Origin of the sequence: Streptomyces sp. NPDC096311 (genome assembly GCF_044763085.1) — a bacterium.
In the GTDB taxonomy this organism is placed as follows: domain Bacteria; phylum Actinomycetota; class Actinomycetes; order Streptomycetales; family Streptomycetaceae; genus Streptomyces.
This window is the reverse complement of record NZ_JBIWFN010000022.1, coordinates 40,535-63,170: the sequence shown is the minus strand read 5'-3', so window position 1 is coordinate 63,170 and position 22,636 is coordinate 40,535. Positions and strand designations below refer to the sequence as shown.

18 protein-coding genes are annotated in these 22,636 nt (G+C 67.8%); 8 read left to right on the top strand and 10 right to left on the bottom strand.

Annotation, left to right across the window (positions count from 1 at the left end):
- Positions 1-661: 661 nt before the first annotated feature.
- Positions 662-2,128, bottom strand: coding sequence for a CCA tRNA nucleotidyltransferase (locus ACIRA5_RS41550; protein ID WP_403700146.1), 1,467 nt, complete (start codon positions 2,126-2,128; stop codon positions 662-664).
- A gap of 222 nt (positions 2,129-2,350) precedes the next feature.
- Here ACIRA5_RS41550 and ACIRA5_RS41545 point away from each other — a divergent pair, with 222 nt between their 5' ends.
- From ACIRA5_RS41545 to trxA, 7 genes are all read left to right on the top strand, one after another.
- Positions 2,351-4,795: a DUF6049 family protein gene (locus ACIRA5_RS41545; RefSeq protein ID WP_403700143.1), complete on the top strand. Its 2,445-nt coding sequence runs from the start codon at positions 2,351-2,353 to the stop codon at positions 4,793-4,795.
- 46 nt (positions 4,796-4,841) lie between these two features.
- Complete coding sequence (murJ, locus tag ACIRA5_RS41540; RefSeq protein WP_403700140.1) at positions 4,842-7,145, top strand: murein biosynthesis integral membrane protein MurJ; 2,304 nt, start codon at positions 4,842-4,844, stop codon at positions 7,143-7,145.
- Between the two features lie 118 nt (positions 7,146-7,263).
- Positions 7,264-8,979 (top strand): serine/threonine protein kinase, encoded by a 1,716-nt coding sequence (locus tag ACIRA5_RS41535; protein WP_403700137.1) that lies wholly within the window; start codon positions 7,264-7,266, stop codon positions 8,977-8,979.
- A gap of 28 nt (positions 8,980-9,007) precedes the next feature.
- On the top strand, positions 9,008-9,739 hold the full coding sequence (gene sigM, locus ACIRA5_RS41530; protein WP_403700134.1) for an RNA polymerase sigma factor SigM: 732 nt from the start codon (positions 9,008-9,010) through the stop codon (positions 9,737-9,739).
- Complete coding sequence (locus ACIRA5_RS41525; RefSeq protein WP_403700131.1) at positions 9,736-10,680, top strand: anti-sigma factor family protein; 945 nt, start codon at positions 9,736-9,738, stop codon at positions 10,678-10,680. The genes sigM and ACIRA5_RS41525 overlap by 4 nt, the downstream gene beginning before the upstream one ends.
- A gap of 184 nt (positions 10,681-10,864) precedes the next feature.
- A complete protein-coding gene (gene trxB, locus ACIRA5_RS41520) occupies positions 10,865-11,827 on the top strand; it encodes a thioredoxin-disulfide reductase (protein ID WP_403700128.1) in 963 nt (320 codons plus the stop codon).
- Positions 11,828-11,869: 42 nt separating this feature from the next.
- Positions 11,870-12,220 carry a thioredoxin gene (gene trxA / locus ACIRA5_RS41515; RefSeq protein ID WP_329533345.1) on the top strand — a complete coding sequence of 117 codons (351 nt, stop codon included), beginning with the start codon at positions 11,870-11,872 and terminating at the stop codon, positions 12,218-12,220.
- Positions 12,221-12,344: 124 nt separating this feature from the next.
- Here trxA and ACIRA5_RS41510 read toward each other — a convergent pair whose 3' ends face one another.
- The 9 genes from ACIRA5_RS41510 to rpmH all read right to left on the bottom strand — a co-directional run bounded on the left by ACIRA5_RS41510 (position 12,345) and on the right by rpmH (position 19,369).
- Positions 12,345-12,962 (bottom strand): GNAT family N-acetyltransferase, encoded by a 618-nt coding sequence (locus ACIRA5_RS41510; RefSeq protein ID WP_403700125.1) that lies wholly within the window; start codon positions 12,960-12,962, stop codon positions 12,345-12,347.
- Between the two features lie 326 nt (positions 12,963-13,288).
- The gene (locus ACIRA5_RS41505) at positions 13,289-14,383 is read right to left on the bottom strand and encodes a ParB/RepB/Spo0J family partition protein (protein WP_403700122.1); all 1,095 of its coding nucleotides are present in this window, start codon (positions 14,381-14,383) and stop codon (positions 13,289-13,291) included.
- The gene (locus ACIRA5_RS41500; protein WP_403700420.1) at positions 14,380-15,453 is read right to left on the bottom strand and encodes a ParA family protein; all 1,074 of its coding nucleotides are present in this window, start codon (positions 15,451-15,453) and stop codon (positions 14,380-14,382) included. Before ACIRA5_RS41500 ends, ACIRA5_RS41505 begins: the two co-directional genes overlap by 4 nt.
- Positions 15,454-15,792: 339 nt before the next feature.
- Positions 15,793-16,509: a 16S rRNA (guanine(527)-N(7))-methyltransferase RsmG gene (gene rsmG, locus ACIRA5_RS41495; protein WP_403700119.1), complete on the bottom strand. Its 717-nt coding sequence runs from the start codon at positions 16,507-16,509 to the stop codon at positions 15,793-15,795.
- A gap of 147 nt (positions 16,510-16,656) precedes the next feature.
- Positions 16,657-17,166, bottom strand: coding sequence for a protein jag (locus tag ACIRA5_RS41490; protein WP_403700116.1), 510 nt, complete (start codon positions 17,164-17,166; stop codon positions 16,657-16,659).
- 15 nt (positions 17,167-17,181) lie between these two features.
- Positions 17,182-18,474, bottom strand: coding sequence for a membrane protein insertase YidC (gene yidC, locus ACIRA5_RS41485; protein WP_403700114.1), 1,293 nt, complete (start codon positions 18,472-18,474; stop codon positions 17,182-17,184).
- 3 nt (positions 18,475-18,477) lie between these two features.
- On the bottom strand, positions 18,478-18,843 hold the full coding sequence (gene yidD / locus ACIRA5_RS41480; RefSeq protein ID WP_054236429.1) for a membrane protein insertion efficiency factor YidD: 366 nt from the start codon (positions 18,841-18,843) through the stop codon (positions 18,478-18,480).
- Positions 18,840-19,211, bottom strand: a complete 372-nt coding sequence (gene rnpA, locus ACIRA5_RS41475) for a ribonuclease P protein component (RefSeq protein WP_075031495.1) — start codon at positions 19,209-19,211, stop codon at positions 18,840-18,842. Before rnpA ends, yidD begins: the two co-directional genes overlap by 4 nt.
- 20 nt (positions 19,212-19,231) lie before the next feature.
- Positions 19,232-19,369 (bottom strand): 50S ribosomal protein L34, encoded by a 138-nt coding sequence (gene rpmH, locus ACIRA5_RS41470; protein ID WP_010985740.1) that lies wholly within the window; start codon positions 19,367-19,369, stop codon positions 19,232-19,234.
- Positions 19,370-19,767: 398 nt separating this feature from the next.
- Here rpmH and dnaA point away from each other — a divergent pair, with 398 nt between their 5' ends.
- Entirely contained in the window at positions 19,768-21,849 is a 2,082-nt protein-coding gene (gene dnaA / locus ACIRA5_RS41465; RefSeq protein WP_403700109.1) for a chromosomal replication initiator protein DnaA, read from the top strand.
- The last annotated feature ends 787 nt before the right edge of the window (positions 21,850-22,636 follow it).

Below are 22,636 nucleotides of genomic sequence, written 5' to 3'. Positions count from 1 at the left end.
CGATCCCGATACGAACCGTACGTCCCAACGACTTTCGAGGAAAAGATCTCTTCGTGCGCACGGAGATGACCAAACCGAGCGCAACAACCAAGAGATCTTCGCTCCAGAAAACGGGGAGCGTTCATGACGAGTCGAACCATTCAAGGGATGGCCGCAGCACTCGGCACCCTCGCAATTCATGCCGGCACCGCATCACAGGTTTCCGCCACTGAAGCCACGCAGACCGTGGCCCAGCAGAGCGATCCCGCCGCCACTCCGGCCGCGTATAGGCCAACTACCTGCGCCACTCACACGAAGAGGGTGCCGCTGACGCGCTCAATGGGTTCCAGCACCTGGCGCCAGCCGAGCAAAACAAGTTCATCGGCTACCTCCACGACCCGGCCTTGCCCACGTCATACCTCAACAAGGCCGCGGACCAGAGCGCGATATGAAGCTTCTCGGTGTAAAGGTCATCAAGCACAGCCTGTGGGTGAAATTCACAGCAATGGGCGGGACATCACCAAAGTGAACTAACTACTCTTTTAAGAACGTATAGGCGGGGCGGAACAGCACGGTGACTCGCTGATCCGCCGGCCGGGCAGGAACGACCCCAGTGCCCACTCAGGTCCACGGGAGGGGGCGCCATGTTTCACGTGAAACATGGCGCCCCCTCCCGTGAGTCTCACTGCTGCTCGGCCCACCACTCCTTGAGTGCCGTCACCGCCGCGTCGTGCTCCATCGGCCCGTTCTCCAGCCTCAGCTCCAGCAGGAACTTGTACGCCTGGCCGATCGCCGGGCCAGGGCCGATGGCAAGGATCTCCATGATCTGGTTGCCGTCGAGGTCGGGACGGATCGCGTCCAGTTCTTCCTGCTCCTGGAGCTCGGCGATGCGCTTCTCCAGGCCGTCATACGCCTGAGAGAGCGCCGTCGCCTTGCGCTTGTTGCGCGTAGTGCAGTCGGAGCGGGTCAGCTTGTGAAGACGGTCGAGCAGCGGACCCGCGTCACGTACGTAGCGACGGACCGCGGAATCCGTCCACTCCCCGGTGCCGTATCCGTGAAAGCGCAGATGAAGTTCGACCAGCCGCGAGACGTCCTTCACAAGGTCGTTGGAGTATTTCAGCGCCGCCATCCGCTTCTTGGTCATCTTCGCCCCCACCACCTCGTGGTGGTGGAAGGAGACCCGTCCGTCCTTCTCGAAGCGCCGCGTCCTCGGCTTGCCGATGTCGTGCAGCAGCGCGGCGATCCGGAGCGTCAGGTCCGGACCATTTTCCTCGAGCGCCATGGCCTGTTCCAGGACGATCAGCGTGTGGTCGTAGACATCCTTGTGCCGGTGGTGCTCATCACGCTCCAGTCGCAGCGCGGGAAGCTCCGGCAGCACATGGTCGGCGAGGCCGGTGTCCACAAGCAGTGTCAGACCCTTGCGCGGGTGAGCGGAGAGGACCAGTTTGTTCAGCTCGTCCCGCACCCGCTCCGCCGAGACGATCTCGATGCGCCCGGCCATGTCCGTCATCGCGGCGACGACGTCGGAGGCCACCTCGAAGTCGAGCTGCGCGGCGAACCGCGCGGCCCGCATCATCCGCAGCGGATCGTCGGAGAAGGACTCCTCGGGCGTACCCGGAGTGCGCAGGACCCGCGCGGACAGGTCGTCCCGACCGCCGTACGGATCGATGAACTCCTTCTCAGGCAGCGCCACGGCCATCGCGTTCACGGTGAAGTCGCGGCGCACGAGGTCTTCCTCGATCGAGTCGCCGTAGGACACCTCGGGCTTGCGCGAGGTCCGGTCGTACGCCTCGGAGCGGTACGTCGTGATCTCGATCTGGAAGGACTGCTGTACGTCGTCCACGCGGGCGTCCTTCTGCGCGCCGACGGTGCCGAAGGCGATCCCGACCTCCCAGACGGCGTCCGCCCAGGGCCGCACGATCTTCAGTACGTCATCGGGGCGGGCGTCGGTCGTGAAGTCCAGATCATTGCCGAGCCGGCCAAGGAGCGCGTCCCGGACCGAGCCACCGACCAGGGCGAGTGAGAACCCCGCGTCCTGGAAACGGCGGGCGAGGTCGTCGGCGACAGGGGACACCCGCAGCAGTTCACTCACCGCGCGGCGCTGCACCTGACTCAGGGCACTGGGATTGTCTTCGTTGGCTTTCGGCACAACAGAAAAGGGTACGTGGCCGAGGCACTCGCGGGCGCCTCCATAAAACGTGCACAGCCATCCCCTTCTCAGGCGGGGATCAATACTTACGCATACAGGACACTCGGCCCTGTCTACTGATCTTGTGGAGCGGTCCGCGGCACTTACCCTCAGCGCACATCGTTACCATGCGTGGACGCACATTCCGACGACCACTGACGATGACGAGGGACGGGCGAGCGCGTGGCCGAGGCGGCAGACTTCCAGGGGATGAGTCCCTCACCTGCCCGCCGGTGGCTGCGGCGCACCGGCACGCTGCTGGCCGGTGCGCCCCTGCTGGCCGGCGTGCTCCAGCTGCCCTCTTCCCCGGCCGCACACGCCGCTCAGACGGCCGCTGTGGCCGACGCCACCGGGTCAGGCACGGTGGACGTCTCCCTCGACTCGCTGACCCCCAGCGCGCCCACGGAGGGCGACACGATCACCGTCTCCGGTTCGGTCACCAACAAGGGCAAGCAGACGGTCACGGGCGCGCACGTGGGCCTGCGGGTGGGCCCGACCCTCCCGGGCCGGGTCGCCATCGACGACGCGGAGAAGCGCACCGGGTTCCAGCTGGGCCCGGACCCCCTGGAGGTCGGCGGCAAGTACGTCGAGAAGTTCTCCAAGCTCGCCGCGGGCGTCTCGGAGCACTTCAGCATCTCGGTGCCCGTCAAGGACCTGAACCTCGACTCCGATGGGGTGTACCAGCTCGGCGTCTCCCTCACCGGCCAGACCGCCGCGCAGCCGTGGGACCAGGTGCTCGGCATCGAGCGGACGTTCCTGCCCTGGCAGCCCGCCGGCGCCGACACGAAGACGAAGACGACGTATCTCTGGCCGCTGATCTCGACGGTCCACCTGCGGGCGGAGACCGGCTCGGACGCGCAGCAGACGCCTGTCTTCCAGAACGACGACCTGGCCAAGGAGATCTCCCCGGGCGGCCGCCTGGACCAGCTCCTGTCCCTGGGCAGCGACCTCGACGTCACCTGGGTCCTCGACCCGGACCTGCTGGCCTCCGTCGACGCCATGACGCGCAACTACCAGATCAAGAACGGCGACACCACGACGGCGGGCAAGAACCAGGCCGTCGCCAAGGCGTGGCTCGACAAGCTCGAGAAGACCGTCGCGGACAAGGAAAAGGAAGTCGTCGCTCTCCCCTTCGCCGACCCCGACCTGGCGTCGCTGGCGCACAACGGCAAGGACGTCACGGGCTCCCTCAGCCACCTCAAGGACGCCACGGACGTGGCCTCCAGCACGGTGCAGACGATCCTCCATGTGAAGCCGAACACGGACTTCGCCTGGCCCGCCGAGGGCGCGGTCGATCCGTCGATCGTCAAGGTCGCCACCTCCGCAGGGGCCGACAAGGTGATCGCCCGCAGCGACAGCCTGCGCGAGACCGGCGGGCTCACCTACACGCCCACCGCCGCCCGCCCCATCGGGGGCGGCACGACGGCGGTGGTCGCGGACTCCAGGCTGTCGACCGCGTTCGAGGGCGACATGGCGAAGGCCGACAACTCGACGCTCGCCGTGCAGGAATTCCTGGCCCAGAGCCTGATGGTCGATCTGCAGGAGCCGAGCAAGCAGCGGAGCATCGTCGTCGCCCCGCAGCGCATGCCCTCCGTGAGCCAGGCCCAGACCATGGCGACGGCGGTGAGGGCCCTCCAGGACGGGAACTGGTCCGACTCCCAGAACCTCTCCGCGGCCGCCAAGGCCAAGCCGGACCCGAGCGCCACGACGAAGGTGCCCTCGGCGTCCTCGTACCCCTCCTCGCTGCGCAAGCAGGAGCTGCCGCGGTCGGCCTTCGAGCAGATCCAGCGCACACAGAGCACGCTCGACAACTTCAAGGTCATCCTCACCGACAAGTCCCGCGTGGTCACTCCCTTCGGTCGGGCCATAGACCGAGGGATGTCCACGTCCTGGCGCGGCCGTGCCGACCAGGCGGAGACCTTCCGCAAGGGCGTCGAGTCGTACCTCGACGACCTCACCGGTCTCGTCAGGCTGATCGACAAGTCCGACGCGAAGCTCTCGGGCCGCAGTGCCACGATCCCCGTGACGGTGCAGAACAACCTCGTGCAGGGCGTCCACCACCTGGTGCTGCGTCTCACCTCACAGCAGCCGACCCGACTCAAGATCGGCGACGACGCCTTCGACGAGCGGCCGATCCAGGTCGCGGGCGAGCACAGCCAGTCGGTGAAGTTCACCACCTCCGCCAAGGCCAACGGTCCGGTGACGGTCGTCGCGCAGTTGTTCACGGACGACGGCCAGGCGTACGGTCCCCCCGTCAAGTTCGAAGTGAAGGTCACCGAGATCACTCCCACGGTGATGCTGGTGATCGGCGGTGGCGTTCTGCTGCTCGTGCTCGCCGGATTCCGGATGTACACCCAGCGCAAGCGCGCGGCAGCCCGCCAGGCCGAGGAGGAGCAGGAGAACACCCCCGACTCCGAGGGCGGGGCCGAGGCCCCGAACGGCGTGAACACGGACGCCGAGGGCACCGTAGACACTACTGAGGACACCGAGCGCTCCAAGGACGGACCCGACGGGGAGTCCACGACGGAGTCCGGGGCAGACGGCCCGGAGCACCCGAGTGACCCGACACCGGACACCGCACCGGAAAGCACCGACCCGTCCGGCACGGGTGAGAGAGTGGACCGTTGAGCGATGTCGTGGCCGGTGGGCCCGGGGACGATGAGGTGGGGTAACCATGAACGCGCCGTACGACGGTGACCGCGGCCAGGGCGCGGGCAACTCGGGCTACCCCGAGGGCTACCCGGACCACGCCGCGGGCGGCTCGGGCTACCCCGAGGGCTACCCGGACCAGGGCATGGCCAACGCCGGCTACCCCGAGGGGTACCCGGAGGGGCCACCGGCCGACCCCGCGCAGCAGCCGCAGGGGCAGTACCAGGACATGTACTTCCAGGACGCCTATACCCAGGACCCGTACCGGGCGCAGGACCTCGCCGCCCAGGATCCGGTGACCGAGGCGCTCTACGACCGTGCGGCGCACCCCCCGCCGCCCCCGGGCTCCTACTACCCGCAGCAGCCGCTCTACGCCCAGCCTCCTGCCTCGCAGTACACCCCCGACCCTCGTGTGTGGGCCCAGACGCCCCCGCCGGAGCCCGCGGGCCCGACACGGCATCTGCCCTACGGCGAGGACGCCCGCACGACCCAGTTCGTCGGCGTGGACGACCTCGTGACCCAGGCCGGCGAGCAGCAGCACGAGCCCGACGCCTTCGCCCACCTCTTCCGCGACCAGGGCCAGGCGGGCACCCGTACGTCCGTCGCCCCGCCCGGCGTACCGTCGCCGACCCACGAGCCGGCTCCGGCCGCCCCGCAGACCCCCGCGCCCGAGCCGGCGCCCACCGCGAAGAAGCCCGCCGGACGCGCGTCGGGCCTGCTGAAGTCGAGCGCCGTGATGGCGGCGGGCACGCTGGTGTCCCGGCTCACCGGCTTCATCCGCTCCGCGCTGATCGTCTCCGCGCTGGGCGTCGGCCTGCTCGGCGACACCTTCCAGGTCGCTTACCAGCTCCCGACGATGATCTACATCCTGACCGTCGGCGGCGGCCTGAACTCCGTCTTCGTGCCGCAGCTCGTGCGCGCCATGAAGGAGGACGACGACGGCGGCGAGGCATACGCCAACCGGCTGCTCACCGTCGTCATGGTGGCCCTCGGCGCCCTCACCGCACTCGGCATCTTCGCCGCTCCGGTCCTGATCCGGCTGCTGTCGAACCCGGTCGCCAGCGATCCGGCGGCCAACCAGGTCGGCATCACCTTCGTCCGCTACTTCCTGCCCTCGATCTTCTTCATGGGCATCCACGTGGTGATGGGCCAGATCCTCAATGCGCGCGGCAAGTTCGGCGCGATGATGTGGACCCCGGTCCTCAACAACATCGTCATCATCTTCACGCTCGGCATGTTCATGTGGGTCTACGGCTCCGCGGCGAACTCCGGTATGAAGGTCACGACCATCCCGCCGGATGGCGAGCGTCTCCTCGGCGTCGGCGTCCTGCTCGGCCTGGTCGTGCAGGCCCTGGCGATGATTCCCTACCTGCGCGAGACCGGATTCCGGCTGCGACTGCGCTTCGACTGGAAGGGCCATGGCCTCGGCAAGGCGGCGATGCTCGCCAAGTGGACCGTGCTCTTCGTCCTCGCCAACCAGGCGGGCGCGATCGTGGTCTCCCAGTTGTCCACCGCCGCGGGCAAGGACTCTCCTGCCGACGGCACCGGCTTCGCGGCCTATGCCAACGCCCAGCTGATCTGGGGCCTGCCGCAGGCGATCATCACCGTGTCCTTGATGGCCGCCCTGCTGCCGCGCCTGGCCCGCTCGGCGGCCGAGGGCGACAGCGGCGCCGTCCGTGACGACATCTCTCAGGGACTGCGCACGACTGCCGTGGCCATCGTGCCGATCGCCTTCGGCTTCGTCGCCCTCGGCATCCCGATGTGCACCCTGATCTTCGGTTCCTCGGGCACCAGCGAAGCCACCAACATGGGCTTCATGCTCATGGCCTTCGGCCTCGGCCTGATCCCGTACTCCGTGCAGTACGTCGTCCTGCGTGCCTTCTACGCGTACGAGGACACGCGCACCCCCTTCTACAACACGGTCATCGTCGCCGCCGTCAACGCCGTGGCCTCCGCCGCGTGCTACTTCGTGCTTCCGGCCCGCTGGGCCGTGGTCGGCATGGCCGCCTCCTACGGTCTCGCCTACGCGATCGGCGTCGGTGTCGCCTGGAGCAGGCTGCGCAAGCGGCTCGGCGGGGACCTGGACGGCAATCGCGTCCTGCGCACGTACGCCCGTCTCGGCATCGCCTCGGTGCCCGCGGCCCTGCTGAGCGGCGCGGCCTGCTACGGCATCGGCCACACCCTCGGACAGGGCGTCGGGGGCTCCCTGGCGGCCCTCCTCGCGGGCGGCATCGCCCTGCTCGGCGTCTTCTACGTCGCCGCGCGGAAGATGCGCATCGAAGAACTCAACTCAATGGTCGGAATGGTCCGCGGGCGCCTGGGGCGCTGAGGCGGGGGTAGGCGCACAACCATCGTCCGTCGCCGTGTGTCGTGCATAGCGCCGGACTGTGGGCACAATTGGTTTCTGCGTCGGACAGCGCGCAATGAATGGGGAGGCGGGAACGACGGTGGCGGAACGGAGCACGGCTGCCGTCGACGTGGCAGACAACAGCGGCGACGAGCCGCTGACCGCCAAGGCGGACCAGTCCACGTCCGACGGGGTGGCCCAGAACCGGGAGCGGGAGACGGACAGCGAAGAGGCACAGGGGAGCGGCGGGACCGAGAGTCCCGGAAAGGCCTCACCGCCCGAATTGCACAGCGGACACAAACTCGCCAGGCGTTACCGCCTCGAGGAGTGTGTCACCCGTCTGGACGGTTTCAGCAGTTGGCGTGCGGTGGACGAGAAACTCCGCCGCGCCGTCGGCGTGCATCTCCTGCCCGCCGACCATCCACGGGCCCGCTCCGTACTGGCGGCGGCCCGTTCCTCGGCCCTGCTGGGTGATCCCCGGTTCGTCCAGGTCCTGGACGCGGTCGAGGAGAACGACCTCGTCTATGTGGTGCACGAGTGGCTGCCGGACGCCACGGAGCTGACCGCGCTGCTGGCCTCGGGCCCGCTGGAGGTGCACGAGGCCTACCAGATGGTCAGCCAGGTCTCCCAGGCCATGGCCGCCGCGCACCGTGAGGGCCTCGCGCATCTGCGGCTGACGCCCAGTGCCGTGCTGCGCACCTCGTCCGGCCAGTGGCGCATCCGTGGGCTCGCCGTGAACGCCGCGCTGCGCGGCATCAGCTCGGACACCCCGCAGCGCACCGACACGGAGGCTATCGGGGCGCTCCTGTACGCCGCGCTCACCCAGCGCTGGCCCTACGACAACGACGCCTACGGTCTGTCCGGGCTCCCCAAGGGGGTCGGCCTGATCGCCCCCGACCAGGTACGCGCCGGTGTCCACCGGGGCCTGTCGGAGCTCGCCATGCGTGCGCTCGCCAACGACGGCGCGACCGCCTCCCGCCACGAGACTCCGTGCACCACGCCGGAGGAACTGGTGAAGGCGATCGCCGAGATGCCCCGCATCCGCCCGCCGGAGCCCACGTTCACGGCCCCGCCGGAGTACCAGCGCACCTCGTACCAGCAGGGCTACGGCCGCCCCGCGCCCCGCATGGGCGCCACGCAGCCCGTGACGGCCCCGCCGCCCCCGCTGCAGAGCCGCACCGGCAAGGCCCTCAAGTGGGCCGTGTCGGCCCTCCTGATCGCCGCCCTGGGCCTCGGCAGCTGGCAGCTCGCGGAGACTCTGATGCAACACAGCAAGTCCGACGACACGCAGAAGACCAAGACGACGGACGGCAACGGCAAGGGCACCGACAAGACCAAGCCGGTCAAGCCGATCGCCATCAAGGGTGCGCAGGAGTACGTCGCGAAGGGTGACGCCCAGGCACCCGGGGACGTGGGCAAGACGTACGACGGCGACAGCTCGACGTACTGGCGGAGCAAGAGCTTCGTGGACGGTCCAGAGATGAAGCCGGCCTTCAAGCCCGGCGTCGGCATCGTCTACGACCTCGGTTCGCAGCAGACCGTCACGGGGGCTTCGATAGGGCTCCGGTACCCCGGGGGCCACACGACGATCACCCTCTATGGGACGGACTCGATGAGTTCCTCGACGTCGGTGGATTCGATGACGAAGATCGGGACCATGACGACGAGCGGCACCAGCGCGAAGATCACGGTCAGCAAGAAGGCGAAGACTCAGTACGTGCTGCTCTGGATCACGGCGATGCCCTACGCGTCCGGTGATCAGTACAGCGGCGCCGGCTACAAGCAAGCCATCACGGACGTGAAGTTCACCGGCTGACGTTCGTCGACGAAGGGGAGGGGGTCCGATGGCCGACGAAACCGGATACGGCGACGCAAGCGATCAGGACCTCCTCGCCCGTCACGTAGAGGGCGACCACGAGGCCTTCGGCGAGATCGTGCGGCGTCATCGCGACCGGCTCTGGGCAGTAGCCCTGAGGACGCTGGGAGACCGCGAGGAGGCCGCTGACGCCGTCCAGGACGCGCTGGTCTCCGCCTACCGGGCCGCTCACACCTTCCGCGGCCAGTCGGCCGTCACGACCTGGCTGCACCGCATCACGGTGAACGCCTGCCTGGACCGCGCCCGCAAGGCAGCGTCCAGGAAGACGTCTCCCGTCGATGACACCGAACGCCTGGAACAGCTCCTCGAACCGCACGAGTCCGCCTCCGCCCCGGCCGAGCGCAACGATCTGCACCGCGAGCTGCTGACAGCACTGAGTACGCTCCCGGCCGACCAGCGCGCCGCTCTCGTCCTTGTGGACATGCAGGGCTACCCCGTCGCGGAGGCGGCCCGCGTCCTCGATGTGCCCGTCGGCACGGTGAAAAGCCGTTGCGCACGGGGCAGAGCCAGACTGCTGCCACTGCTCACCCATCTCCGTACCGAGAACGGAAATGGCGAGGGCGGCAACAAGTCGGGGGGCGGAAGGAACCGGACGCAGGGGACATCCGTCCCACCGGCAGCGGGACCGCATGATGCAGGTCCACGCGATGCAGGACCAAGCGATTCAGCTGCTGTGAAGGGCGGAGGTGGGCGAGCGTGACATCCACGACGGATACGGCCGGGCACCCGGATGTCGCGGAGATCTCCGACCTCTCCGAGGGACTGCTCCCGCCTTCCCGCACTGCGGACGTACGGCGACACCTCGACGAGTGCGTGCTCTGCGCCGACGTGTACGACTCCCTGGAGGAGATCCGGGGGCTGCTCGGCACTCTGCCGGGCCCCACGCGCATGCCCGATGATGTGGCCGGGCGTATCGATGCCGCCCTTGCCGCGGAGGCTCTCCTGAGTGCCACGGCGCCCGACCGTGAAGCGGCCGAGGACGACAGCGCGAGTGTTTCACGTGAAACATCGCTCGCCGGGGTTTCACTCACGTCGGGCGAACCGAGCCCCGCTTCCCTCACTGACCGCCCCTCGGGACGGCCCCACGCTGCCACCGGCCCCGGTCGCTCACGTCGGGGCCGCCGTGGGCGCCGCAGGGTGGTCGTTCTCGGCACGGTGTTCACGGCCGCCGCTCTCGGGCTGGGCACGATCCTCGTGCAGTCGCTGGTCGACGGCTCCGGCAAGAGCCCGCAGACGGTGACGCAGCAGGGAGCGAAGGACACTTTCTCCGAGGGGAAGCTGAAGACTCAGGTCGCGGATCTCCTCGCGAAGAACAAGAGCGCGAGCACCCCCTCCGCCAGCCCGAAGCGTCCTTGGGGAGTCCAGTCCAACGACGCGGGCAACGGGTCCGCCGGGGTCGACACCTTGATCACACCCACGGTGCAGGTCCCGGACTGCATTCAGAAGGGAACCGGAAGCGCCGCGACGATCCTCGCGGCGCAACAGGGCACATACAAGGGGACGACGGTGTATCTCGTCGTAGTGCCCGACGCCTCCGACAGCACGAAGGTCACGGCGTACATCGTCGAAGCCGCGTGTGTAAAGCAGGCTTCGGCGTCCCCTGGCAAGCTCCTGCTGACGCACTCGTACGCCCGCTCCTGAGCGGCTCCGCGTCGACCGGCCCCCTCCCCAATAACCCCATGGGATCTCTGCGCAGTGTCCCGCCTCCGTGTGCCCGGACACAGAGGGAATGCAAGCCCCTTAGGATCCGTTGGGTGGGGTGAGAGTTCTGAGAGAGGCTCCCACCGGTAGTACGCAGCAGTCTCCAGAGACGAGGAATCAAGCCGTGAGCGACGTCCGTAACGTGATCATCATCGGATCCGGGCCTGCCGGCTACACGGCAGCGCTCTACACCGCGCGCGCGTCGCTGAAGCCACTGGTCTTCGAAGGCGCCGTCACCGCCGGTGGTGCGCTGATGAACACCACCGAGGTGGAGAACTTCCCCGGTTTCCAGGACGGCATCATGGGCCCCGAGCTCATGGACAACATGCGCGCCCAGGCCGAGCGTTTCGGTGCCGAGCTGATCCCGGACGACGTCGTCGCTGTCGACCTGACGGGCGAGATCAAGACCGTCACGGACACCGCGGGCACCGTGCACCGCGCCAAGGCCGTCATCGTCACGACGGGCTCGCAGCACCGCAAGCTCGGTCTGCCCAACGAGGACGCGCTCTCCGGGCGCGGCGTCTCGTGGTGCGCGACCTGTGACGGCTTCTTCTTCAAGGACCACGACATCGCAGTGATCGGCGGTGGCGACACCGCGATGGAGGAGGCCACCTTCCTCTCCCGCTTCGCCAAGTCCGTGACGATCGTGCACCGCCGCGACACCCTGCGCGCCTCCAAGGCGATGCAGGAGCGTGCCTTCGCCGACCCGAAGATCAACTTCGTCTGGGACAGCGAGATCGCCACTATCGAGGGCGACCCCAAGCTTGCCGGCCTGAAGCTGCGCAACCTCAAGACCAGTGAGATCTCCGACCTGGCGGTGACCGGCCTGTTCATCGCGATCGGCCACGACCCGCGCACCGAACTCTTCAAGGGCCAGCTCGACCTGGACGAGGAGGGCTACCTCAAGGTCGAAGCGCCTTCGACCCGGACGAACCTGACCGGTGTCTTCGGCGCCGGTGATGTCGTCGACCACACGTACCGCCAGGCGATCACCGCGGCCGGCACCGGCTGCTCCGCCGCCCTCGACGCCGAGCGCTACCTCGCTGCCCTCGCGGACAGCGAGACCGCCGCGGCTGCCACCGTCTGACCCCCGTCCACCCCACCGCACCAACCAGTTAAGGAGCCCGCCGTGGCCGGCACCCTGAAGAATGTGACCGACGATTCCTTCGAGCAGGACGTCCTCAAGAACGACAAGCCCGTCCTGGTGGACTTCTGGGCCGCCTGGTGCGGTCCGTGCCGTCAGATCGCGCCGTCCCTCGAGGCGATCGCCGCGGAGTACGGCGACCAGATCGAGGTCGTCAAGCTCAACATCGACGAGAACCCGGGTACCGCCGCCAAGTACGGCGTCATGTCCATCCCGACCCTGAACGTCTACCAGGGTGGCGAGGTCGCCAAGACCATCGTGGGTGCGAAGCCGAAGGCCGCGATCGTCCGCGACCTGGAGGACTTCATCACCGAGGGCGCCGAGAAGACCGTCTGACCGGAAGCGCCGTCCTTCAACGACGGCGATGTTTCACGTGAAACACGAATGGGCCAGCCCGGAAGGGCTGGCCCATTCGCATGGCGGAGGGGTGGCGTCAGCGGACGGCTACACGGCTACACGGCTACAGAGGACGAAGCGCCGGTTCCTTCTGTACCGCTCCCAGGAGGCGGTCCAGCGCCAACTCCACGTCTTCCTTCCAGGAGAGCGTCGTCCGCAGCTCCAGCCTCAGACGGGGGTACCTGGGGTGGGGGCGCACCGTCTTGAAGCCGACCGCGAGGAGATGGTCGGCGGGGAGCACACAGGCCGGTTCCTTCCACCGTTCGTCCCCAAAAGCCTCGATCGCCTTGAACCCTCGGCGCAACAGATCCTTGGCGACCGTCTGCACCATCACCCGGCCGAGTCCCTGCCCCTGATAGCCCGGCATGATGAAGGCGGTCATCAGCTGGACGGCGTCCGGTGAGACCGGGCTCGTGGGAAACGCGGTGGAGCGGGGTACGTAGGCAGGGGGCGCGTACAGCACGAAGCCCACCGGTACGTCGTCCACGTAGACCACGCGGCCGCAGGATCCCCACTCCAGAAGGACAGCAGAGATCCACGCCTCCTTCTCGAGTTCGGGCCTTCCTGCCTTTACCGCGGCTTCCCCACTGACGGGATCCAGTTCCCAGAAGACACACGCGCGACAGCGCTTGGGAAGGTCCGGAAGGTTGTCCAGCGTGAGCGGTACGAGCCGGCGCCCCATGAAGGATGTTCCTCGCTTCCGTCGCCCGCAGCATCGCGAGCTGCTGTCAGAGCGCTTCGTTCCCTGAGCAGGCTGCCGATGAACCCACCGACCGCCCCCAGTCCCAGGCCCGCGGTCACCAGTCCGGTACGGCTCACGGTTTGCATGGCCCCCGCCTCCCCAATGAAGGTGCCGCCAGGTGGATGCGCCATACCCGTTCGCATCGTATCCACGATGCGATTGCATCGATACTGCCTGAAAGCAAAGAGCAGGCCGTGTTCCGGTACACACCGGACACGACCCGCTCTTGTGGTCGACCGACGGGAACGGCCCCGTGGCCGCGCGACTCAGGCCTCCGTGTCCTCGGAGTCGTCGTCCAGGAGACTCCTCTGGAGAACGCCTCCCTCACCGGGGGCGAGAGAGCTGAGGATGCGCTCGAGGTCGTCCATCGAGGCGAACTCGACCGTGATCTTTCCCTTCTTCTGCCCTAGGTCGACCTTCACGCGGGTCTCGAAGCGGTCCGAGAGGCGGGTGGCAAGGTCGCTCAGTGCCGGGGAGAGCCGGGTACCGGCCCGCGGTCCCTTGGAACGCGGAGCGGTCTGAGGGCGCGACCCCATGAGGGTGACGATCTCCTCGACGGCCCGCACCGACAGTCCCTCGGCCACGATGCGGTGGGCCAGCCGGTCCTGCTCCTCCGAGTCCGCGACGGAGAGCAGAGCGCGGGCGTGGCCCGCGGAGAGTACTCCGGCGGCGACACGACGCTGAACCGCCGGCGAGAGCTTCAGCAGCCGCAGGGTGTTGGAGACCTGCGGGCGCGAGCGACCGATACGGTCGGCCAGCTGGTCATGCGTGCAGTTGAAGTCCTGCAGCAGCTGGTCGTAGGCAGCCGCCTCTTCCAGCGGGTTCAGCTGGGCGCGGTGCAGGTTCTCCAGCAGTGCGTCCAGGAGAAGCTTCTCGTCCTCCGTGGCCCGCACGATCGCAGGAATGGCCTCAAGCCCCGCCTCACGGCAGGCACGGAAGCGCCGCTCACCCATGATGAGCTCGTAGCGCGTCGGACCCACCTGACGCACCACGACCGGCTGGAGAAGCCCGACCTCCTTGATGGAGGTAACCAGCTCGGCAAGAGCGTCCTCGTCGAACACCTCACGGGGCTGACGCGGGTTGGGAGTGACGTAGTCGAGAGGCAGTTCAGCAAAGTGAGCTCCGACAGGCGCGGAGGGCACCTCCGCGGTCCCGATCGTCGGCGACTCCTCTGTTTCATGTGAAACAGGCGGCAGTGTGGTCACCTTCGCCGCGGCGACCCCGCGCTCTGCCGTGAGCACGGGTCCAGCCGCCGACGAGGCGGAGACTCCGCCTGCCGGCGAGGGAACCGTCTTCTCTGTCGGAGCCGCGGGGATCAGTGCGCCGAGGCCCCGCCCCAGCCCTCGTCGTCGCTCACTCACTGGATCCCCTCCACCATGTTCTGACTGTTCTGTCCGCCCACATGGGCGTTCTGCGCGTCGTACGCCACTCCGACTCCGCGGAGGGCGATTTCTCGTGCGGCCTCAAGATACGAGAGGGCGCCGCTCGACCCTGGATCGTAGGTCAGCACCGTCTGGCCGTAGCTCGGAGCCTCGGAGATGCGGACCGAGCGAGGAATGCTCGTCCGCAGCACCTCGTCACCGAAGTGGCTGCGCACCTCGTCCGCGACCTGGGACGCGAGGCGCGTCCGGCCGTCGTACATGGTGAGCAGGATCGTCGAGACATGGAGGTTGGGGTTGAGATGCCCCCGCACCAGGTCGACGTTACGCAAAAGCTGGCCCAGGCCCTCCAGCGCGTAGTACTCACACTGGATAGGAATGAGGACCTCCGCACCGGCGACCAGCGCGTTGACCGTGAGGAGGCCGAGCGACGGCGGGCAGTCGATGAGGATGTAGTCCAGCGGCTGCTCATACGCCTGGATTGCTCGCTCCAGACGGCTCTCCCGTGCCACCAGGGACACCAGCTCGATCTCCGCACCGGCGAGATCGATCGTGGCAGGCGCACAGAAGAGGCCCTCGACATCGGGGACCGGCTGGACGACTTCGGAGAGCGGCTTGCTGTCAATCAGCACGTCGTAGATGGAAGGCACCTCGGCGTGATGATCGATGCCGAGCGCGGTGGAGGCGTTGCCCTGAGGGTCGAGGTCGATCACCAGGACACGGCCGCCATGCAGGGCAAGCGAGGCAGCAAGGTTGACCGTGGTCGTGGTCTTGCCCACCCCACCCTTCTGGTTGGCGACGACCATGACGCGGGTCCGTTCGGGCCGTGGCAGGCCCTCACCGGCGCGACCCAGCGCCTCCACCGCCAGTTGGGCAGCACGACCAATAGGAGTGTCGTCCATTGGGGGTGGTGTTTCACGTGAAACATCCTCCCCCATCGACTCGGTACGGGGACCGGGGACCGGATCGGTCATCGGTCCCGCGATGTTGGCGTCGGACCGCAAGGATTCACTCTCCTCGACTTCAGGCTCGCAATGAACAGAGCCTCCCATGTCTTCGGGGTCGTGAACCAGCGAGGCCCGTTCTTCTGTGGAGAAATCCACCTCTGTGGACAACTCCGCACCCTCCGCGAGTGAACCGAGAGGCTTCCGGTCGCGGGGTTCGGCCGCGGCGCGGCCGCGACTGATGATGCCGTGCAGCAGTGAGCGACGTTTCACGTGAAACACGATGCCTAGCGGCCAGGGCCATCACGGCGCGACACTCCGAGATGCGTAGGTTTGGCAGCTTGTGTGGAGTACGGCTCGTCGTCAGGACGGATCAGCCAGAGTGATAAAAAACTCCCGGCTCCGCCCTGCGGAACCGGGAGTCCACGATCCATTTCGCGCTCAGGATCAGCGCCGTCGGCGCGTCCGCCCCGTCCGGGCCGCCTTCGCCCTCTTCGCGGCGAAGCGCACGCCACCCGGGCTCTCCCCGACCTCGACCCTCACCACAGTCGACAGCGGGTCCACGATGCCTTCACCGACGTGCAGGATCGACGTCTCCACGGCGCCGAGCTTACTGAGGGCCGTCGCGGCGCTCTTCAGCTCCTCTTCAGCGGTGTCGCCCTTGAGAGCCAGCATCTCGCCGTACGGACGGAGAAGGGGGATGCCCCATGCCGCCAGCCGGTCCAGTGGAGCGACAGCCCTGGCCGTCACCACGTGGACGGCCGGCAGCTTTCCCATGACCTCCTCGGCGCGGCCGCGCACGACGGTGACATGGTCGAGGCCGAGGAGTTCGACGACCTCGGTGAGGAAGTTGGTCCGCCGCAGCAGCGGTTCCAGCAGAGTGATCTTGATGTCGTCCCGGACCAGTGCCAGCGGAATGCCGGGCAGCCCCGCGCCGGAGCCGACGTCGCACACGGTCACGCCTTCGGGCACGACCTCGGAGAGCACCGCGCAGTTCAGCAGGTGCCGTTCCCACAGCCGGGGCACCTCGCGGGGGCCGATCAGCCCCCGCTGCACTCCCGCCTCGGCCAGCAGCTCCGCGTACCGGACCGCGTCTTCGAAGCGATCGCCGAATACCTCGCGCGCCTGCTCGGGCGCAGGGGGAAGCTCCGCTGCCTCCGTCACGGGGACCGTCCTTCCGTACCGCATAAGCGCGCTGAGCGCTGACCACCAGGGCTACCAGGGATTACCAGGAACTACGAGGGACTATCAGGCTGACAAAGTTCGGCCCCGCCTGCTCAACAGACGGGGCCGAAGAAACCTTCGTACCGATCAGGCGGGAAGCACGACGACGAAGCGCTGCGGCTCCTCGCCCTCGGACTCACTGCGCAGACCCGCGGCCTTGACCGCGTCGTGGACGACCTTGCGCTCGAAGGGCGTCATCGGCTTCATCTTCACCGGCTCGCCGGAGCTCTTCACCTCGGCCGCGGCCTTGGCGCCCAGCTCGGAGAGCTCCTCGCGCTTCTTGGCGCGGTAGCCATCGATGTCCAGCATCAGCCGGCTGCGGTCCCCGGTCTCCCGGTGAACGGCCAGGCGCGTGAGCTCCTGGAGGGCCTCGAGCACCTCGCCGTCGCGACCGACCAGCTTCTGCAGGTCACGGCTGCTGGCGTCGCTGATGATCGAGACAGCGGCGCGGTCGGCCTCGACGTCCATGTCGATGTCGCCGTCGAGATCGGCGATGTCCAGCAGACCCTCGAGGTAGTCCGCCGCGATCTCGCCTTCCTGCTCAAGGCGGGTCAGGGTGTCGCCCTCAGCGGCGGCGGAGGTGGTGCCTTCCGTCACGGGATGGACTCCTTCTTACTTCTTGGACGGGGACTTGGGCCGCTGCGGACCCTTGCGCTGTCCGGACTGGGCTTTGCTGCGGGTACCAGTGCCAGGCTTGTTGCCGCCGCCTGCCGGCTTGGCGGCGGGCTTGGCGTCCTGCGGCTCGTCGGACTTGGTCAGCGAGGTCTTCGGCTCGGGCTCACCCGCCGCCTTCGCCCCACCGGCCGCCGTGCCCGACTGACGCTGGGACTTGGACTGGCGCTTCGGCTGCTGACGCTTGGGAGCGCCACCAGTGGTGGTCGTGGTGCCGTCCTCGGCCTCGACCGTCGCCTCGGCCTGACCCTTCACCACAGTGCCGTCAGCCTGGGCCACCAGGCCCACCTTGGTCAGGCTGTTGATGAACTTGCGCTCGAACTCGTTACGGTCGCGGCCCTTGGTGACGATCGCCTTGACGATGGCCTTCTCGCCACGGCTGCGCGTCTTCTCGTGGTGCGTGACGTGCTTCTGCAGGCGCTCGAGGTACGCCGCCTGAGCCTTGGAACCCGGGGTCGGGTTGTTGCGGATGACGTACATCTGCTGGCCCATGGTCCACACGTTGGTGGTCAGCCAGTAGACGAGGACACCGACCGGGAAGTTGATGCCGAAGACGGCGAACATGACCGGGAAGACGTACATCAGCATCTTCTGCTGCTGCATGAAGGGCGTCTTCACCGTGGTGTCGACGTTCTTCGTCATCAGCTGACGCTGGGTGTAGAACTGCGAGGCCGACATCAGCACGATCATGACCGCGGTGACGACACGGACATCCGTCAGAGTGGCACCGAGCTGGGCGACCTTGTCGGCGCTGTCGGTGAACTTCGCCGCGAGCGGTGCGCCGAAGATGTGCGCCTTACGGGCGCTGGCGAGCAGCTGATCGTCGATGACGCCGATCGTCTTGCCCGTCGCGATGCCGCTGAGCACGTGGAACAGGGCGAAGAAGAACGGCGACTGCGCCAGGATGGGAAGGCACGAGGAGAGCGGGTTGGTACCCGTCTCCTTGTACAGCTTCATCATCTCTTCGGACTGGCGCTGCTTGTCGTTCTTGTAGCGCTCCTGGATCTTCTTCATCTCGGGCTGCAGCGTCTGCATCGCCCGAGTCGACTTGATCTGCTTCACGAAGAGCGGGATGAGGCAGATACGGATCAGGATCACCAGGGACACGATGGACAGGCCCCAGGCCCAGCCCGTATCGGGACCGAAGATCTTCCCGTACACGGAGTGGAACTGGACGATGACCCAGGAAACGGGTGTCGTGATGAAGCTGAAAAGATTGGCAATCGTGTCCACTAATCAGGCTCCTTGAGCATGGGACGGGGTCTCGGCGGCCGGGCTCGAGGGATGGTCGGACATTCCATGACCCTCAATGGCCGGTTCGGCGGCGGAGTTCCCGCCCTTGCGTGCGCGCCAGGCGTTACGCAGCATTTCGTGCCACCGCGGACGCTTGCGCGGCGGAACATGGTCCACGCCGCCCAGCGACCACGGATTGCACCGGAGGATGCGCCAGGCGGTGAGTGCCGTTCCCTTGATCGCACCGTGCCGATCGATGGCTTGGTAGCCGTAGTGGGAGCACGACGGGTAGTACTTGCACACCGGCCCGAGCAGCGGGCTGATCGTCCACTGGTACAGCTTGATAAGAGCCAGCAGCGGGTACTTCATCGCGCGCCCCCTCCCAGCAGCCGCTGAAGGGCGGCATCCAGGTCTCGGGCCAGCTGTTCATGGTCGGCGTCGCCCGCACCGGGCAGCGCTCGTACGACTACCAGGCTACCGGGGGGCAACTGGGCGACTCGGTCACGCATCAAATGGCGAAGTCTGCGCTTCACCTTGTTGCGGACAACCGCTCCACCCACGGCCTTGCTCACGACGAAACCCGCACGCGTCGGGGGAGCGCTCTCCCCAGGCGCGTGCGGGTCCGTTGCACCGCTACGTAGATGGACGACGAGGAGCGGGCGTCCGGCCCGGCGTCCTCGGCGTACCGCGGTCGCGAAGTCCTCGCGCCGCCTCAGCCGATGCTCGGTAGGCAGCACGACATCATGACCTGTTGTTATCAGGCGGACAGGCTGGCGCGACCCTTGCCACGGCGGCTCGCGAGAATCGCGCGGCCGGCACGGGTGCGCATCCGCAGGCGGAAGCCGTGGGTCTTGGCGCGACGACGGTTGTTCGGCTGGAAGGTGCGCTTGCTCACTCGGGGGCTCCAGAAAGAATCGGTGGTGGCGGGGTGCCGTCCTGGCTGTCACCGTGCGCCCACGAGGTAGCTCGCATTACGCCCGAGTGCACCGCTTCCCGATCACTCTTCGCGATCTGTGCCCATCGGAGGCAGGCGGCAGCAGCCATCGACAACTCGACCTGGTTACGGTACGCGCGGCTGCGCCATCCGGTCAAACCAGCTCCTGGCGGGAGACACTATCCACAGGCTGGGGACAACAACTTGAACCGCAGCGGTCGCCCTGACTACCGTGGCTGAACTCCGATTCGTTCCCTTCCCACCGCCCCAGCGGATTTGTTCCCACCGCACCACCCGACTGACTTCCCAACCTGTTCCCAGAACCACACGTTCGTGGGACCCGTGAGAGAGCGTGCCCTGTGGCTGATGTACCTGCCGATCTTGCCGCAGTGTGGCCACGAGTACTGGAACAGCTCCTCGGTGAGGGCCGCGGTCAGGGTGTGGAGGCGAAGGACGAGCACTGGATCAAGCGCTGCCAGCCGCTGGCACTGGTCGCGGACACCGCGCTGCTCGCGGTTCCGAACGAATTCGCGAAGGGCGTCCTCGAAGGACGTCTCGCGCCGATCGTCAGCGACACGCTGAGCCGCGAGTGCGGCCGGCCGATCCGCATCGCGATCACCGTCGACGACTCGGCCGGGGAACCCCAGCCTCCGACGCCGCCCGCCCCCCAGGCCCGCTACGACGAGCCCGAGCTCCCCTCGGGCTCCGGCCAGGGCCGTGACGCGTACGACGGTCAGGGCGGCGACGAGCGGAACCCCTATGGCGGCCAGGGTGGCGAGGACCGCAACAGCTACGGCGGCCAGGGCCGTGACGAGCGCCACGCTTACGACTCCCAGGGCCGCGAAGACCGGGGCGGCTACGACTCCCCGGGCCGTGACGAGCGCAACTCCTATGACGCACAGCGCCGCGACGGGTACGAGGGGTACGGCCGCCACCGCGCCGACGACCACCGGGGTGACCACCGCGGCGGTCGCTCCGACCAGCTTCCGGGCGCCCCCGGCGACCAGCTGCCGCCCGGCCGCTCCGACCAGTCCCGCGCGGACCACCTGCCGACCGCCCGCCCCGCCTACCCGGACTACCAGCGCCCCGAGCCCGGCGCCTGGCCGCGGCACACCCAGGACGACTACGGCTGGCAGCAGCAGCGTCTCGGCTTCCCCGACCGCGACCCGTACGCCTCGCCCTCGCAGGACTACCGGCCGCAGTCGATGGAGCGCCCGCCCTACGAGCAGCAGCGCCCGGACTACGACCAGCCGCGCTCCGAGTACGAGCGCCCCGATCGCCGCGACCTCCAGGAGCCGTCCTCGGGCGGTGCGCCGTCGCACCGCGGCGGCCCCTCGCTGCCGTCCTCCAGCGGCGCTCCCGGCCCGCTGGGCGCGAAGCCCGCGCCGGCGTCCGGTCCGGGCGAGCCCACCGCGCGCCTCAACCCGAAGTACCTCTTCGACACGTTCGTCATCGGCGCCTCGAACCGCTTCGCGCACGCGGCCGCGGTCGCCGTCGCCGAGGCGCCGGCGAAGGCGTACAACCCACTCTTCATCTATGGGGAGTCGGGTCTCGGCAAGACGCACCTGCTGCACGCGATCGGGCACTACGCGCGCAGCCTCTACCCGGGCACGCGGGTGCGGTACGTGAGTTCCGAGGAGTTCACCAACGAGTTCATCAACTCCATCCGCGACGGCAAGGGCGACAGCTTCCGCAAGCGGTACCGCGAGATGGACATCCTGTTGGTCGACGACATCCAGTTCCTGGCGGACAAGGAGTCGACGCAGGAGGAGTTCTTCCACACCTTCAACACGCTCCACAACGCGAACAAGCAAATCGTGCTCTCCAGCGACCGGCCGCCCAAGCAGCTGGTGACCCTGGAGGACCGGCTGCGGAACCGTTTCGAGTGGGGTCTGATCACGGACGTCCAGCCGCCCGAGCTGGAGACCCGTATCGCCATCCTTCGTAAGAAGGCGGTGCAGGAGCAGCTCAACGCTCCGCCGGAGGTGCTCGAGTTCATCGCGTCCCGGATCTCGCGCAACATCCGTGAGCTGGAGGGCGCGCTGATCCGGGTGACGGCGTTCGCGTCGCTCAACCGGCAGCCGGTGGATCTCGGGCTCACGGAGATCGTCCTGAAGGACCTGATCCCGGGCGGCGAGGACTCCGCCCCGGAGATCACCGCGACCGCGATCATGGCGGCCACCGCGGACTACTTCGGCCTCACGGTGGACGACCTGTGCGGGTCCTCACGCAGTCGCGTCCTGGTGACCGCGCGGCAGATCGCCATGTACCTGTGCCGCGAGCTCACCGATCTCTCGCTGCCGAAGATCGGCGCGCAGTTCGGCGGCCGCGACCACACCACCGTCATGCACGCCGACCGCAAGATCCGCGCGCTGATGGCCGAGCGCCGCTCCATCTACAACCAGGTCACCGAGCTCACCAACCGCATCAAGAACGGCTGACAGGCGCGGCGGCACGGCCGCCGAGGGCGCCCCGGGACACGGTCCCGAGGGCGCCTTTCGCTGTTTGGCGCGCTGTTCCGGCGCGCGGCACCAGCCCGCAGTTCCGGCCCGCGGCTCTCGTCCGCGCGCCGCGCGGGATTCCGGCAGCCGTCCCAGAGCCTCCGGCACCCGGCTCCGAGAGGAACCACGGAAGGTGCTGGACCTCGCTCCGAGGGGCCCGCAAGGGGGCTGAGACCCGGTCCCAAGGGGGCTTCGAGGGCTTCTGGGGCCCGCTTCGAGGCGGTCGGCCCTCGTTTCACCGCTACCGGAACGACATCAGCTGTTCGAATACGAGCCGGGTTACGGCCACTCTCCACAGATTCGGTGACTTTCTGGCGTCCACACCCTGGGGACCGCGAAGTTGTCCCGATCGTGTCCACAGGGGCCGCTGTTGAAAGACCATCAGACCAGGTCAGCCCCCTGTGGATTCGTGGACGAAGACTCTCCACAGACTGTGGACGAAGAAAAGATCCACAGGGTGTGCACGAAGTTGTCCACCGACGACCCACAGGCTGGAGCCGGTTGTCCCCAGCCATCCCCAGCTTCTCCACACCCCTGTCCACTGTTCGGCAACGTGACGCGCCCGATCACCGTGTCGAGTGAAAGGCGTCACACCAAGGTGCCGGATTGGCCTGTGGGGAACGTGGGTAAAGCTGGGGACGGATCTGGGGAGAAGTGGCCCGAGGCTGTGCATCGAGTGTGCAGAACTTTTCGTCGTCCACAGAGACCCCCGGTTGTCCACCGCCTT

Excerpts from the sequence above, each read along its gene's own strand:
- ACIRA5_RS41500 (WP_403700420.1), bottom strand. The coding sequence starts at position 15,453 with ATGGGAGGCTCTGTTCATTGCGAGCCTGAAGTCGAGGAGAGTGAATCC.
- yidD (WP_054236429.1), bottom strand. The coding sequence starts at position 18,843 with ATGAAGTACCCGCTGCTGGCTCTTATCAAGCTGTACCAGTGGACGATC.
- murJ (WP_403700140.1), top strand. The coding sequence starts at position 4,842 with ATGAACGCGCCGTACGACGGTGACCGCGGCCAGGGCGCGGGCAACTCG.
- sigM (WP_403700134.1), top strand. The coding sequence starts at position 9,008 with ATGGCCGACGAAACCGGATACGGCGACGCAAGCGATCAGGACCTCCTC.
- ACIRA5_RS41510 (WP_403700125.1), bottom strand. The coding sequence starts at position 12,962 with ATGGGGCGCCGGCTCGTACCGCTCACGCTGGACAACCTTCCGGACCTT.